Genomic DNA, 14,545 nt, shown 5'->3' with positions numbered 1-14,545 from the left:
CTTCACCGAAACAGAGGTGACCAACCATGCGTAACAAGACGAAAACCCTGCTGGCACTGGGCTTGTTGGGCCCACTCCTCGCGCTCGGCGCCGGAACGGCCGTCGCGGCCGAGGCGGAAGGCGTCGTGATCCCGGCCAAGCAACACTACGGTGATCAGTACATCGTCGTCCTCCACGACGTCGCCGCCGCCGGGCAGCCGGCTTCGGCCGAATTGGCCCACCGGTACGGCGGCGAGGTCCGTTCGGTCTGGACAGCGACCATCCGCGGGTTCTCGGCCAAGAGCATGACCCCGGCCGAAGCGCGGAGGCTGGCCGCGGACCCGTCGGTCAAGGCGGTCTACGAGGACGGCACCGCCCGCGGCACGGGCACCCAGCAGAATCCGACGTGGGGGCTGGACCGGGTCGACCAGAAGAACCTGCCGCTCGACAAGTCCTACACCTATCCCAACGAGGGCGAGGGCGTCACCGCCTACGACCTCGACAGCGGCATCAACCCGTCGAATCCGGAGTACGAAGGCCGTGCCAGCCTCGGCAAGGACTTCTTCGGCGGCGACGGCAAGGACTGTCACGGTCACGGCAGCCACACCGCGGGCACGCTCGGCAGCAAGACCTACGGCGTCGCGAAAAAGGTCAAGATCGTCGGGCTGAAGGTCCTGGGCTGCGACAACTCCGGGCCGGACTCGGGCATCATCGACGCCGTCGACTGGGTGACGGCCAACGCGAAGAAGCCCGCGGTGGCGAACATGAGCCTGGGCATGGACGCCCCCGGGGTCGGGGACGACGCGGTCAAACGGTCGATCGCCTCGGGTGTCGTCTACGGCGTGGCCGCGGGCAACGCGTCCACCGACGCCTGCGACACCAGCCCGGCGCGGGTGCCGGAGGCGATCACCGTGAACGCCTCGGACTCCGGCGACAACCGGTCGTCGTTCTCCAACTACGGCGGCTGCACCGACATCTTCGCGCCGGGCACGAACATCACGTCGCTGAGCCCGGGCAACGGCGGTTCGGCGGGGATGAGCGGAACTTCGATGGCGACGCCGCACGTCGTCGGCGCGGCCGCGCTCCACCTGTCGGCCAATCCGGGCGCCACACCACAACAGGTCCGGGACGCGCTGGTGAACAACGCGACCACGGGTGTCATCAAGAACGCGGGCAGCGGCTCGCCGAACAAGCTGCTCGACGTCTCCTTCATCGGCACCGGCGGCCCCGGCCCGAAGTGCGGCGTCAAGTCGAACACCACGCCGGTGTCCATTCCGGACGCCGGAGCCGCGGTGACCAGTTCGGTGACCCAAGAAGGCTGCGACGGCAAGGCTTCCGCGTCGTTGCCGGTTAAGGTGGACGTCTCGCACACCTACAGCGCCGACCTCGTCCTCGACCTGGTCGGGCCGAGCGGCAAGACTTACCGGCTCAAGGGCTCCGGCGGCGTCGGCTCGGCCGGCGGCGTGCACCAGACGTTCACGGTCGACGCTTCCGGTGAGGCGGCCAACGGCACCTGGAAGCTGAGCGCGCAGGACGTCTACAAGTTCGACACGGGCAGCATCGACGGGTTCAGCGTCACCTTCTGAATCCGGTGAGACTCGCCGGCAGGGCGGGGAGGGAAGACACCGGCGGGGCCGCGCTCGCGGTCCCGCCGGTGTCTCGCAGGTCGTGAGTGCGTGGCCTTCAGGACGGCTCGGCGGCGGTCGCTGGGCGACGGCAGGCGTCTCCACGCGATGGTGCTCCGGGGACTGAAGACCGAACCCGAGGTGATCGCCCGAGAGATCGTCAGGACGCGGTGAGCGCCCGCCGGAGTTCCTCGTACGTCGGCGCGAGCGCCCGGAGCGTGTCCGCGGCGCGCGTGTCGTCCTCGGTGACCAGGTCGTACTGCAACGAACCGACCAGCCGTGCTTGCGTGGTGAGGATGGCGGCGGCGCGGTCGTGGCCCACCCGGCGCAGGCACGTCGCCGCGTCGGCCAGCCGCCGAGCGCCGACGCGGACCCCGAAGTGCGCGAGGAGCCCGCGCAGGTCCGGGTCAGAGCCGGAGCCGATCCGGGCGGCCAGCGCCAAGGCCGCGTCGGCGTTGCCGAGGCTGCCGGGCGGGAGTCCGGTTTCGTTCTCGCCGCCGAGCCTGCCGATCGCGCGGGGGAGCGAGGCGACTATCGCGGTCTCGTCGGCGACGACGGTGTGCCGGACGAAGTTCGTCCGCATCGTGTGCGGCTTGCCGTAAGCCACGGTTTCGGCCTGCCAGGCGGCGGCGAACTCCGCGCGCGGTAGCCGCGCGTACGGGAATCCCTGCGGGTCGTGGACGGTGACGGACTCGCTGTCCGCGGCGAGCACGACGAGGAAGTGGTCGGCTCCGATCGGGCCGGTCATCCCGGGCTGGTAGCGCAGGTGCCCCATCTCGACGGGGCCGATCATGACCGGCCCACCGGAAAGGCCTTCGACGAGCCGGGCGAACGCGGCGTCGGGGTCTTCGTCGCTGAAGGTGTCCGCGCTCCAGCCGAGGACGTCGAGCGCTTCACCGACGCCGATGTCGGGATCCCAGCCGAAGGCGTCGAAGAACGGCAGCGATCCGCCGACCAGTTGCATGCCGAAGGGGCTGCCGGTCACGGTTTCGAGCACCTCGATTCCCGGCGCCTCGGCACCGAGCATCATCGCGAGGGAATGGGCGTAGCAATAGGGGCCGGAGCCACGGTAAGGAAAGTCGATCACGCGTTCGACACTGGCAGTTTTCGCGGGAAAACGCCACCCTCACCGACTCCAATCCGTTGTGGACGGTTCTCCGGCTTTCCTCACCCGTCCGGAGGTTTCCAGGCCACTCAACGGGTCCTATCCAGGGACCCCGCCGATCCCGGTTGCCCTCCATGATCTTCGCGACACAGGATGGCGTTCGATCGGGCTCGCTGTCCCCGTCGTCCTGGCCGGACACGACGACCAGTTCGTGGTCGGCCGGGACATGGGCCAGATGGCTGTAGGGCCCGATGGGCGCGGCCAAAGCCTCCGGGCTCCAGCGCGTCCCGAGAGTAGCGGCGACCGATGATTCCGGACCGCGACGGGAGTCTCTTCCCGGGAACGACTGGAGGGAACCGAGATGACGAACACGGGACCGCGGGCGCGCGGCCGCGCCACGGCCGGGGTCTGGCCGCTGATCCACACCGAGCGGGCGGCGCTGGCGAAGGACCTGATCGGGCTCACCGAACCGCGGTGGGGGACGCCGTCGCTGTGCACCGGGTTGACCGTGCGCGACGTGCTGGCGCATCTCACCGCGGGGGCGAGTCTCACCCCCGCGCGCTGGCTGGCGGGCGTGATCCGCTGCCGGTTCGATTTCGACAAGCAGGTCACGATGCGACTGGCCGAGCAGCTCGGTGCGGACGGCGCCGAGACGCTGGAGCGGTTCCGCCGAGCCGTCAAGAGCACGACGAAACCGCCGCTGCCCGCCATCGCGATGCTCGGTGAGGTGATCGTGCACGGCGAGGACATCCGGCGCCCGCTCGGTCTCCGCCGAGAGCATCCGATCACCGTCCTCACCTCCCTGGCCGGCTACTACCAGGGGGCCGATCTGGTGGTGATGGCGAAAGGACGCATCGGCGGGCTTCGGCTCGAAGCGACCGACGGCCCCTTCGCCGTCGGATCCGGGCCGCTCGTCTCCGGCACGACCCTGGCGCTGATCATGGCCATGACCGGACGAGCAACCTATCTGGACGAACTCCGCGGTGACGGGGTCGCGATCCTGCGGCGGCGTGTTCCCGCTCCGGAGTGAGGGAGCCGGGCGCCGCCGTCCGGACGACTCTCGGCCTTTGCCGACTACGTGCTCAAGCATCCGCCGCTGGTGCGGATGTCGGAGACCGCGGCGCCGGGGGCGCGCTACCGCATCGGCGCCTACCGGTTCCGGCACCGGCACGTCGCGCACGCCCTCCTCGCCCCGCTGGCGGCCGAACACGTGACCGCGCTGGTGCCGGAACTGGGGGAGGACCGCCTTCGCGCGACTGTGGCGGGTCGCCGGAGCCAAGTAGGGTGTCGGCGAGAACCCCGGGAGTGTGTCGATGACGGTGGAGAGCCGGACGTACCGGCCTGCCAGGCAGGCCGTGCTGGTGCTGCTCGCCGCCGTGCTGACCGCGCTCGGCCTGTTCTTCGCGCTCCATTCGGGTGATTCCGCTTCGGCGGACGACTCGCGCGGGGCGAACGCGATGGTCGACTCCTCGGTCTCCAAGGCCGTGGCACCGGTGCGCGCCGTGGGCAGGCTCGCCGCCGAACCTTCGCTCCTGGGTGTGCACGGTCACGGTGACCTGCCTCTCTTCGGCACGGTTCCACACGGGCCCGCGTCGACGACGTTGCTCCGGCTCGGTGAATTCGACGCCGACGTCACTCCTCTCTCCCGCGCGGCGCACCGCCTCGCGCTGGGGGATCGCGCTCCTCCTTTCCCGGTAGCCGTCTGAAGCTCACGGGCGTGCCTTCCGCGCGCCCGAACCGGGAATACATCGAGGAGAAACCGTCGTGCCGCGCGAAACCGCGCGGCGAGGCATGACCGGGCGAGCCGTCGTCTCGCTGGTCGTCCTCGCCGCGACCGTGTACCTGTTGCTGACCACCGCCCCGCGCCTGGGGCTCGATCTGCGTGGTGGCACGCAGATCGTGCTGGAGACCAAGGATTCACCGACCGCCACCGCCGGGCCGGAGACCACCGACCGGACGCTCGAGGTGCTGCGCCGCCGGGTCGACGCGCTGGGCGTCGCCGAACCCATGCTCGCCCGCTCCGGGGACAACCGGATCATCGTCGAACTGCCCGGCGTGCGGGATCCGCAGGAGGCCGTCGAGGTGATCGGCCGCACCGCGCAACTGTCCTTCCATCCGGTGCTCGGAGCTTCCGCCGAAGCGGCACAGGGAAGCCGCGTGCTGCCCGACGAGAGCGGGCAGTCGATCACCCTCGGGCCTGCGGCGCTGACCGGGGAAGGCGTCGACAAGGCAAACTCGACGATCGATTCACAGGGCGGCGGCTGGCTCGTTTCCGTTGACTTCAAAGGGGATTCCGGCCGCTCCTGGGAGAAGCTGACCGGGCAGGCCGCCTGTTCCCCGCCCGGCGATCCGACCCGGCGGGTGGCGATCGCGCTTGACGACAAAGTGATCTCGTCGCCACAGGTGGGCCCGCAGGTCGCCTGCGGAGTCGGGATCGTCGGCGGGAGCACGCAGATCACCGGGCGGTTCTCCCCGGACGAGGCGAAGGATCTGGCGTTGCTGATCAACGCCGGCGCGCTGCCGACACCGGTCGAGATCATCGAGCAGCGGACCGTCGGCCCCACCCTCGGCGCCGCCGCGATCGACGCCAGCGCCCGCGCCGCCGTGATCGGGCTGGCGCTGACCGCGTTGTTCCTGCTGGTGGTGTACCGGCTGGCCGGATTGATCGCCGTGGGCGCGTTGGTCGCGTACGCCGCCGTGTCCTACGCCGCCCTGCTCGCCGTCGGCGCGACGCTGACCTTGCCGGGGCTCGCCGGGTTCGTCCTGGCCATCGGCATGGCCGTCGACGCCACCGTGCTCGTCTTCGAACGGGCGAGAGAAGAACACTCGGTCAAACGAGGGGGCACGCTGACCCGCTCGGTCGGCCGCGGGTTCAGCGGGGCGCTGTCGGCGATCGTCGATTCGAACGTGACCACCCTGCTCGCCGCGGGGCTGCTGTTCTGGCTGGCGTCCGGCCCGGTGCGCGGGTTCGGGGTGACGCTGTCCATCGGGGTGATCGTCGCCCTGTTCATCTCGCTCGTGCTCACGCGCTGGCTGCTGCACCTCACGATGCGGGGAGCCCTCGCGCGCGAACCGCGGCTTTCCGGGCTCACCCACGAAGGCCGCGTCCGCCAGTGGGTGAACCGCCGCGACCCGGCGTTCCTCGGCAAACCCCAGCGCTGGCTGATGGTGGCCGGGGCGGTCGTCATCGCCGCGATCGCGGGACTCTTCGTGGCGGGGCCGAATCTCGGCGTCGAGTTCACCGGCGGCCGGGTGATCGAATACAGCACGTCGGCGCCCGCCGACGTCGAACAGGTCCGGGACGCGGTGTCCGACGCCGGATTCCCGCGCGCCGTCGTGCAGATGTCCGGTGAGAACGACATCGCGGTGCGCACCGAGCCCATCGACGAGGCCGCCGCCGAGCGGATCCGGACCGCGGTCGCCGGGGTCACGGGTGACGCCACTGAAATCCGCGACGAGCAGATCGGCCCGAGCCTCGGCGCCGAACTGCGCACCAAGGCGGTCATCGCGCTCGGCCTCGCCGTACTGGCGCAGCTGAGCTATCTCGCGGTGCGGTTCGACTGGCGGCTCGGCCTCGCCACGGTGGCGGCGCTCGCCCAAGACGTCCTGATCATCCTTGGGATCTTCGCCTGGCTGGGCAAGTCCATGGACGGCGTCTTCCTCGCCGCGCTGCTGACGGTGATCGGGTACTCGGTCAACGACTCGGTGGTGGTCTTCGACCGGGTCCGGGAAGTGCGGGGGCTGCGCCGCGAGGAACCGTTCGCCCGCGTCGTCGGCACGGCGGTACTGCAAACGCTGCCCCGGACGATCAACACCGGCATCGGGGTGCTGTTCGTGCTCGGCGCGCTGCTGTTCCTCGGGGACGGTTCGCTGGCCGACTTCGCCCTCGCGCTCCTGCTCGGTCTCATCGCCGGCACAGTGTCCACTGTGGCCACCGCGGGGCCGGTGGCCATCCTGCTCGACCGGCGGTGGCCGGGTGCCGCGCGTCCGGTCAGGAAGCCGTCGCGGACACGGGAGCGCGAAGACAACGGCGCGGTGGTGTGATCGGCGTTCCTTTGTGGACCACCGCGCTCCGCCCGGCCTCTATGCTCGTTCCCGGTGGCAGGGGAGTCCACCGGGAACGAGGGGCGGGGTAGATGATCCAGAGCGTGCTCGTCGGCGCGGTCGTCGTGCTGGCCTGGACGATGACGGCGGCACGGCTGGAGCGGTGGCAGATCACCGCGCCGATGGCGATGGTCGTGGCGGGGCTGGCGATCGGGTTCAGCACCCGGAACGACCTCGGCAACGGGCTCAACACCGAGATCGCCCTCAACGCCGCGGAACTGATCCTCGCGCTGCTGTTGTTCGTGGACGCCACCGCGGTCAAGGGCGGCTACCTCGGCCACGACGGCAAGACCGCGGTGCGGCTGCTGCTGATCGCGCTGCCGCTGACGATCCTGATCGTGATGGGCGCCGGCCTGCTGGCGCTGCCGGGTCTCGGGTGGACGGTGGTGCTGCTCATCGCCTGCATCATCGCCCCCACGGACTTCGCGCCGGCGACGTCGGTGGTGCACGACGTCCGGGTGCCCGAACGTGTGCGGCATCTGCTGAACGTCGAAAGCGGCTACAACGACGGCGTCGTCGCACCGGTGTTCATCTTCGCGCTCACCCTCGCGGGGAGCAATCACCAGGCGAACACGCCGGGTGAAGCGTTGCAGGCCGCGATCCCCGCGGCGCTGCTGGCCGTGCTGGCGGGCTCCGTGATCGGCGCGGTGGCCGCGGTGGCGATGAACGTGACGGGCAAGCACGGCTGGTCGACGCGGCATTCCGCGCGGGTGGCGGCGGTCGCGTTGCCGCTGCTGACCTACACCGCCGCCGTCGCGATCGGCGGCAACGGTTTCGTCGCCGCGTTCATCTGCGGGATCGCCTACAAGACCGCCCGGCACCCGAGTGAAGACGAACTCGGGCTGGCCGAAGACGTCAGTTCGCTGTGCGGGCTGCTGATGTGGTTCGTCTTCGGCAGTACCGCGGTGCTGGTGTTGTCCTTCGGCCTCACCTGGGGCGTGGTGATCGTCAGCGTCGTCGCGCTGACCGTCGCGCGGCTGATCCCGGTACTGCTCACCTTGCTGCGGACGGATTTCCGGTGGCGGGACCGGATGACCGTCGGCCTGCTGGCGCCGCGCGGCGCGGCGTCGATCGTGTTCGGTCTGCTGGCCTACAACTCACTTGACGGGGACGCGGCGGACGTCGCGTTGAGCGTCATGGCGGTCACGGTGCTGGCGAGTGTGATCGCGCATGGCGTGGGAGCGTCGGCGTTCTTGAACCGCAAGTCGAAGACTTCGTGACGAGGCAGGAATCGGGACACTCGCCGTCCCGATTCCTGCCTGGCTCACCGAACTCTCACGTGCTCGGAGACGTGAGTGCCGGGTTGATCGCCTCAGCCGCTCATCGCCTTCCTGATCGCCGCTTCGAGCATTTTCACGTGCTTGGAGTCCATCCCGCCGTAGGTGAAGGTGTTCATGTCCACCTTGTCGGCGTACATGGGCACGTCCTCGACGACAGCCTTGGAGGCGCCGGGCACGTCGAAGACGAGCTTCCCCGGCTTGAACGCCGTCGGCGGAATGTTCTTGAGACCACTGATCTTCCCGACAGTGAACGTGTGCTTTCTGGTGCCGAGTCCTTTGACGGCGGCCTTGATCGTGATCGTCCGGCCGCTGAAACTGATGGATCGGCGTCTGGCGTGGATGTACACGAACCCTCCCCTGGGCACGGAAAAAGGCACTCTACGAGAAAGACGAGGAGCTGACGGGCGCTCGTTCCCGAACCGTTATCGCGTAGCGGCGAGCGCCGGGCGCCCGACCTCCGGTGACGGCGGCACGAACCGGAGGTGGGGGATCGCCCGAGATCATCGAGGTCCGGGTTCCGGAGCAGGCCGCGCTGGACGGGGACGCCCGGAAGGCAGGGGCGGACGGGTCGCCGACGTCGTTCTGGCCCGCGTGGCTCGGCGAGGACTTCGACCGGGTGGCGGTGTGGTCCGTCGGCTACGAGGCCTGGTCGACGGGGGCCTGTGAAACCGCGGGTCACCTGGTCCGTGCGATCGAGTTGTGCGAGCGCACGCTGGCCGCTCGGGAGCGGATATTCGGAAACGATCATCAAGACACGTTGAATTCACGGAACGATCTGGCCTACGCCCACGGAACCGGGGGTGATCTGCCGTTGGCGATCAAGATGTTCGAAACGGCGCGGGCCGACGCGCTGGGCCCGGATCATCGGCGCTCAGGTCGTACGGTTCGGCGCTGTCCCACAACGCCTCCGCCTCGCCGAGGAACGCCCGCCCCGAAACCCCCTCGTCGCCGTCGGCTCCGAGGTGGACCGTATCGGTCGAGCACCCTCTCGTCCGGGATTCCTTCACGTTCCCGGGATCCGGTGCCGAATTCCTGACATCGATGGCATTTCTCGGCGGCCGGAACGTTTCCTGGTGTTAGTGCCTGGTCAGGCCCCCTGGCGGGCGCCGGAAACCCCTCCCGGGTACCGCCGGTGCCGGAACGACGCGAGCCATTCGGAGCATTTCTTCACTTGGTCCAGTCCAGTTACCGCTCTAACGTAGAGGGATGGAGCTGGAACTGCGCCACCTGCGCATCATGTGCGCGATCGCCGAACTCGGGAGTATCACCAAAGCGGCGAACACGCTCGGAATGGCGCAGCCCGCTTTGACCGCACAACTGAAACGCATCGAACGGACGCTCGGCGGGAAGCTCTTCCTGCGCGATCACACGGGGACCAGGCCGACCGCGCTCGGCCTCCTCGTCCTCGACCGGGCCAAGATGGTGCTCCCCGCCGTGTCGTCGCTGCACGACGAGGCGGCCCGCCTCGCCCAGCACACCGGCACCGCCGAACCGGTGACCCTGCGGCTCGGCTCGGCGACGGGGCCGATGCTCGGGGCGCTCCTGCAGCGACTCGGCACCACCCATCCCGACATCCATGTCGCCACGCATACCTCGTGGTCGGCCAACAAGCTCGCGGACATGACCGCCGAGGGCGCGCTGGACTTCGCCTTCGTCGGCGTTTGCGGTGACGCCGGGCCGCCGCCGGAGCCCGGCGTCCGGTGGCGGACGCTCGCGCATCATCCGGTGTTCGTGCTGATGTCGGCGCGCGACGAACGTGCCCAGCACGACGAGGTGGAACTCGGCGCGCTGGCGGACGAACGATGGTGCGCGACACCGGGAGACGGATGCTTCGGCGACTGTTTCGCGTCCGCGTGCGCCCGGTCGGGGTTCACGCCGCGTTCGCTGTACGAGACCGATGTGCTGACCTGTATCGAGATGGTCGAATCGGGACACGCGGTGGTGCTGTGCCAGCCGCTGTTCCACGAGATCCCGGGAATCGTCGCCGTCCCGATCGCGGGGAATCCGCTGAGCTGGCGGAATCTCGTCGGCTGGTCGGAGCGAGGGGAGATGGGGCCGTTCGCCGCGGAGATGATCGCCCTGTCCCGCGCGGTGTACGGCGAACTGATCGACCGGCGGCCGACCTACTCGAAGTACCTTGAGTTGAACCCCGGTTACGGTGTCGACTACACGGACGCGGGGGTACGCTGACCTGCGGCAATACCGGTAATAGGTCCAGTCCATTGGGGTGGGTATGACCTAAATGGTATGTACCTTTTGCGTGAGGCGCCTCGTACGGTCGGGGACGAGATCCCCTTCCCGTACGTCTTGAGAAAGCGCCTGAAATGAACCGGAAGATCGTAGCGGCCGCCGCGGCGGCCATCACGGGCGCCGGCCTGGTCACGGCCATCGCGCTGACGCCGAGCGCCAGCGCCGGCCAGGCCGTCTCGCCGGCCGACCAGGTCCAGTCGGAGATCGTCGCCGCCTTGTCGCGCGACCTGAAGATCAGCCCGGAGCAGGCCAGGACCCGACTCGCCGGTGAGCAGACCGCAGCCCGCGCCGACAGCGCCCTCAAGACCCGGCTCGGTTCGTCCTACGCGGGATCATGGCTGGACGCGGCCGGGACCACGCTGACCGTCGCGGTCACCGACGCCGCGCTGGAGAGCACCGTCCGCGAGGCGGGCGCGACCCCGAAGACCGTCGCGCGGAGTGCCGCCCAGCTCGACGCGGCGAAACTCTCGTTGGACGCCAAGGGAACCAGCGCACCGAAGTCCGTGCCCGGCTGGTACGTCGACGCCACCACCAACTCGATCGTCGTACTGGCCAACGCCGGCACCGAGGCCGCCGCGAAGTCGTGGGCCACCGCCTCCGGCGTGCGGGCCGACGCGGTGCGGGTCGAGGCCAGCACCGAGAGCCCGCTCCCGCTGATCGACGTCATCGGCGGCAACGCCTACACCTTCGGCTCGGGCCGCTGCTCGATCGGCTTCTCGGTCGAGGGCGGCTTCGTGACCGCCGGGCACTGCGGCACCACCGGCACGCGAACCTCGAACCCGAGCGGGAGCGTCGCGGGCTCCAGCTTCCCCGGCAACGACTACGGATGGGTTCGCGTGGACGCGGGCAACACCCCGCGTCCGCTGGTGAACCGCTACCCGGGCACCGTGCCGGTGGCTGGCTCGCAGGAGGCCGCGATCGGCGCTTCGGTCTGCCGCTCCGGTTCCACGACCGGCTGGCACTGCGGCACCATCCAGCAGAAGAACGCCTCGGTGAACTACCCGCAGGGCACCGTTTCCGGTCTCACCCGGACCAACGCCTGTGCCGAGCCGGGAGACTCGGGCGGTTCTTGGCTCGCGGGTGACCAGGCACAGGGTGTCACCTCCGGCGGTTCCGGCAACTGCAGTTCGGGCGGCACGTTCTACTTCCAGCCGATCTCGGAGATCCTGAGCGTCTACAGCCTGCGGCTGGTGACCTCCGGCTCGAACCCGCCGTCCAGCACCACCACCACGACGCCGACCGGCCCGACGACGTCGAACCCGCCCACCGGAACCTGGGCGGCCGGAACCACCTACGCCGCGGGTGCGACGGTCACCTACAACGGCACTTCGTACCGGGCCTTGCAGGGCCACACCGCTCAGGCCGGCTGGGAGCCGCCGAACGTCCCCGCCCTCTGGGCGCGCTCCTGACCGCCTAGCCGTCCGGGCCACACGCAGGGGTGCGCCCGGACCCGACCGCCCCCGACGTCGTCCGTGCGTCGGGGGCGGTCCCTTTTCCGGGGTTTCAGTGCAGGACTTTCAGCCCCACCACGCATGCGACGATCCCCACGATCAGCAGAATTTTGGCCAGTGACGCGGTTTCCGCGCCCGACCACATGCCGTAGCCGACGGTGAGCGACGCCCCGATCCCGACCCAGACCGCGTAGGCGGTGCCGACCGGGAGATCCTTCATCGCGTAACCGAGACCCACCATGCTCGCCACCAGCGTCACGCCGAAGATCACCGACGGCGTCGGCCGGGACAGCCCTTCGGACTTGCCGAGGGCGGTGGCCCACACGGCTTCCAGCACACCCGAAACGATCAGCACAAGCCAGGACATGACGCGCTCCCAGAGCGCCGTCTTGTCGCTGGCCGGGTACGGCACCCACTCGTCCGGGGACCTCGATCACGAGGTTCCGCACCCAGGGTCGCACACCGCCGGTGCGGGGCGCCCGCGGGTTTGACGAGGGTCACCCACGCGGACGCGCCACTGTGGACGGTCAGGGCCTCAGTTTTGGCGCCCTGCCAGCACCTTGGGTGCCGACCAGGCGAGCAAACCCAGTTCCAGCACCGAGAACCCGATCAGCGCCCACGCGCTCGGCAGCCAGACCAGCGCGATGCCGACGAGAAGGATGGGCAGGACCAGTCCGGCGTAGGCGGCCAGGAACAGGGCCGCGAGTACTTCGCCGCGCACCGGCGGTTCGGCGAGGGCGGCGACGGTGGCCACCGAGGCGCGGAAACCGAGCCCGACACCGGCACCCGCCACGACCCCGCCCGCGAGGAAGAGCCACAGCTGGGACGTCGTCACCGCGACCGGCAACGCCACCAGGCCGGACACCATCAGCACGAGGCCGAGCCGAAGCTGGGCACGCCTGGCCAAACCGGCGAAGACCACCTGCGCGGCGGCGGCCGCGAGGAACACGGAGAACGACGCGAGACCGGCCAGCAGCCGTGAACTCTCGTGCAAACCCTGCGCCAGCAGTGTCGGCGTCAGCGCCATGAACAGACCCGTGATCGCGAAGGCCGCGAAGGCGCCGATCGCCGCGCCGAAGAACGCGGGCCGCGCGCTCGACGGCAGCGAGACACGTTGTGGCCGGTACGCGGGCCGTTCCTCGGCGCGCTCCACCGTTTCCGGGACGAGCGCGACCGCGATGGCCGAGACCACCAGCAGAACCAGGAAGAACACGAACGGCGTGACGAGCGGCTCGGCCGAGTAGCTCGCGAACACCCCGCCGAACAGCGGCCCGAGCGACAGGCCGCCCATGTTGACCACGGTCGCGATCAGCCCCGCGCGGCCGTGGTCTTCGCGCGGCCGGGCCACGGCGCGCAGTTCGGACAGATGGGCGGTGGCGGTCGCGGTCAGCGCGCCGATCCCCACGCCGCCGACGAGCCTGGCCAGGATCAGCCCGGGGACGTCCGGCCACGCCAGGAAGAGCGTCGCGGAAAGTGCCTGCGCCAGGGTCGCGGCGAGGATCACCCGCCGTCGTCCCAGCCAATCGCTGACATGCCCGGCGAGGTACAGGCTGGCCATCACGCCCACCGCGTATGCCGCGAACACGATGGTCACGACGTAGGTCGGGAAGCCGTCACGTTGCTGGTAGAGCACGTAAAGCGGGGTGGGAACGGTCGAGAAAGCCAGCGAGACGGCGTAGGCGGCCGCGACGACCCAGAAGCCGCGACCGTGGCTGATTGGCCGGAACGCGGGACGGGGGAGGGTGACGGTGTTCAACATGTTTCCACTGTGAGTCCCCCGATCATCCAAGTCCAACGAACAATGCTGGTCACAGTTATCCCAAACTGCGATAATCGGTGGCGTGGAGACACGTCAGCTCGAATGCTTCGTCGCCGTCGCCGAGGAACTCAGCTTCACCCGCGCTGCTCGACGGCTGTACGCGGTGCAGTCCACCGTGTCGGCGACGATCCAGGCGCTCGAAGGCGAACTGGGCGTCAAACTGTTCGACCGGTCGACGCGGCGGGTCGAGCTTTCCCCGGCGGGCAAGGTGTTCCTGCCCGAGGCCAAGGCCGCGCTGGAGGCGCTCGGCAGAGCGCGCGAAGTGGTCGCCGACGCCTCCGCCGGTCTGCGCGGCAGTCTTCGCGTCGGGACCCTGACCAGCGTCGGCGACCTCGACCTGCCCGATCTGCTCGGCGCGTTCCATCGGCGGTACCCGCTGGTCGACCTGCACGTCACGGTGTCGATCACCGGATCGACAGGATTGGCCGAAGACCTGCGCCAGGGCAGGCTCGACGTCGCCCTGCTCGGCCTGCCCGAGTCCGATCTCGCCGGGCTCGACACCAAGCTGGTCGGGGCGGCGCCGTTCGTCGCCGTGCTGCCGGACGGCCACCGGCTGGAAAACCGCCGGTCGCTGACCTTGGCGGACCTCGCGGACGAGTCGTTCGTGGACAATCCGCGCGGCTTCGGCAACCGGGTCGCCCTGGACCGCGCGTTCGAGGCGATCGGGGCCCCGCGGCGGGTCATCGTCGAGGTCGCCGATCTGCGCGCGGTACCCGCCTATGTGGCGGCGGGGCTCGGCATCGCGGTGGTCCCCGACCTCCGGCTGTTGTCAGGGGCCAGGACGATCCCGCTCGATGAGCCCGGCCTCGTCTGGCCGCTGACCATCGCCACGAGGGGTGAGCGGCCACCCGGTCCGGCGGCCCGCCTCCTGCTCGACCTGATCGACGGCGGGGAGTTCTCCATCGCCATCCCGGTCCGGACCTGAACCCGGC

13 protein-coding genes and 1 riboswitch are annotated in these 14,545 nt (G+C 69.8%); of the genes, 9 read left to right on the top strand and 4 right to left on the bottom strand.

The genetic code is table 11. The annotated features are described in order from the left end of the window. Positions 1–26 precede the first annotated feature (26 nt). Positions 27–1,565: a S8 family serine peptidase gene (locus BS329_RS40515; protein ID WP_076168775.1), complete on the top strand. Its 1,539-nt coding sequence runs from the start codon at positions 27–29 to the stop codon at positions 1,563–1,565. A gap of 199 nt (positions 1,566–1,764) precedes the next feature. Here BS329_RS40515 and BS329_RS40510 read toward each other — a convergent pair whose 3' ends face one another. Continuing rightward, entirely contained in the window at positions 1,765–2,691 is a 927-nt protein-coding gene (locus BS329_RS40510; RefSeq protein WP_084750846.1) for a cysteine peptidase family C39 domain-containing protein, read from the bottom strand. Between the two features lie 379 nt (positions 2,692–3,070). On the opposite strand from BS329_RS40510, the gene BS329_RS40500 reads away from it, so the two are divergent. The 4 genes from BS329_RS40500 (at position 3,071) to BS329_RS40480 (ending at position 8,033) form a co-directional block, all read left to right on the top strand. Further along, positions 3,071–3,739, top strand: coding sequence for a maleylpyruvate isomerase family mycothiol-dependent enzyme (locus tag BS329_RS40500; RefSeq protein ID WP_076168771.1), 669 nt, complete (start codon positions 3,071–3,073; stop codon positions 3,737–3,739). Between the two features lie 283 nt (positions 3,740–4,022). Further along, the gene (locus BS329_RS40490; RefSeq protein WP_244197490.1) at positions 4,023–4,415 is read left to right on the top strand and encodes a hypothetical protein; all 393 of its coding nucleotides are present in this window, start codon (positions 4,023–4,025) and stop codon (positions 4,413–4,415) included. A gap of 58 nt (positions 4,416–4,473) precedes the next feature. Then, entirely contained in the window at positions 4,474–6,753 is a 2,280-nt protein-coding gene (gene secD / locus BS329_RS40485; protein ID WP_076168767.1) for a protein translocase subunit SecD, read from the top strand. A 92-nt stretch (positions 6,754–6,845) separates the two neighbouring features. Beyond that, on the top strand, positions 6,846–8,033 hold the full coding sequence (locus BS329_RS40480) for a cation:proton antiporter (RefSeq protein WP_076168766.1): 1,188 nt from the start codon (positions 6,846–6,848) through the stop codon (positions 8,031–8,033). A 92-nt stretch (positions 8,034–8,125) separates the two neighbouring features. Here the strand turns inward: BS329_RS40480 and BS329_RS40475 are convergent, their stop codons facing one another. Beyond that, a complete protein-coding gene (locus BS329_RS40475; RefSeq protein WP_076168764.1) occupies positions 8,126–8,440 on the bottom strand; it encodes a hypothetical protein in 315 nt (104 codons plus the stop codon). 113 nt (positions 8,441–8,553) lie between these two features. On the opposite strand from BS329_RS40475, the gene BS329_RS45625 reads away from it, so the two are divergent. The 3 genes from BS329_RS45625 (at position 8,554) to BS329_RS40460 (ending at position 11,752) form a co-directional block, all read left to right on the top strand. Further along, positions 8,554–9,129, top strand: coding sequence for a tetratricopeptide repeat protein (locus BS329_RS45625; RefSeq protein ID WP_076168762.1), 576 nt, complete (start codon positions 8,554–8,556; stop codon positions 9,127–9,129). Between the two features lie 170 nt (positions 9,130–9,299). Further along, on the top strand, positions 9,300–10,283 hold the full coding sequence (locus tag BS329_RS40465; protein WP_076168761.1) for a LysR family transcriptional regulator: 984 nt from the start codon (positions 9,300–9,302) through the stop codon (positions 10,281–10,283). 134 nt (positions 10,284–10,417) lie between these two features. Beyond that, entirely contained in the window at positions 10,418–11,752 is a 1,335-nt protein-coding gene (locus tag BS329_RS40460; RefSeq protein ID WP_076168759.1) for an alpha-lytic protease prodomain-containing protein, read from the top strand. Between the two features lie 94 nt (positions 11,753–11,846). On the opposite strand, the gene BS329_RS40455 is transcribed toward BS329_RS40460, so the two are convergent. Beyond that, positions 11,847–12,161 (bottom strand): DMT family transporter, encoded by a 315-nt coding sequence (locus tag BS329_RS40455; RefSeq protein WP_076168905.1) that lies wholly within the window; start codon positions 12,159–12,161, stop codon positions 11,847–11,849. A gap of 11 nt (positions 12,162–12,172) precedes the next feature. Next, positions 12,173–12,241, bottom strand: a riboswitch (guanidine-III (ykkC-III) riboswitch). Positions 12,242–12,329: 88 nt separating this feature from the next. Beyond that, on the bottom strand, positions 12,330–13,553 hold the full coding sequence (locus BS329_RS40450) for an MFS transporter (RefSeq protein ID WP_076168757.1): 1,224 nt from the start codon (positions 13,551–13,553) through the stop codon (positions 12,330–12,332). 82 nt (positions 13,554–13,635) lie between these two features. Here BS329_RS40450 and BS329_RS40445 point away from each other — a divergent pair, with 82 nt between their 5' ends. Next, positions 13,636–14,538: a LysR family transcriptional regulator gene (locus BS329_RS40445; RefSeq protein WP_076168756.1), complete on the top strand. Its 903-nt coding sequence runs from the start codon at positions 13,636–13,638 to the stop codon at positions 14,536–14,538. Positions 14,539–14,545 lie beyond the last annotated feature (7 nt).

Source organism: Amycolatopsis coloradensis (genome assembly GCF_001953865.1).
Taxonomy (GTDB): domain Bacteria; phylum Actinomycetota; class Actinomycetes; order Mycobacteriales; family Pseudonocardiaceae; genus Amycolatopsis; species Amycolatopsis coloradensis.
Note: the sequence above shows the minus strand (reverse complement) of the source record. Positions and strands in the feature narration are given on the sequence as shown.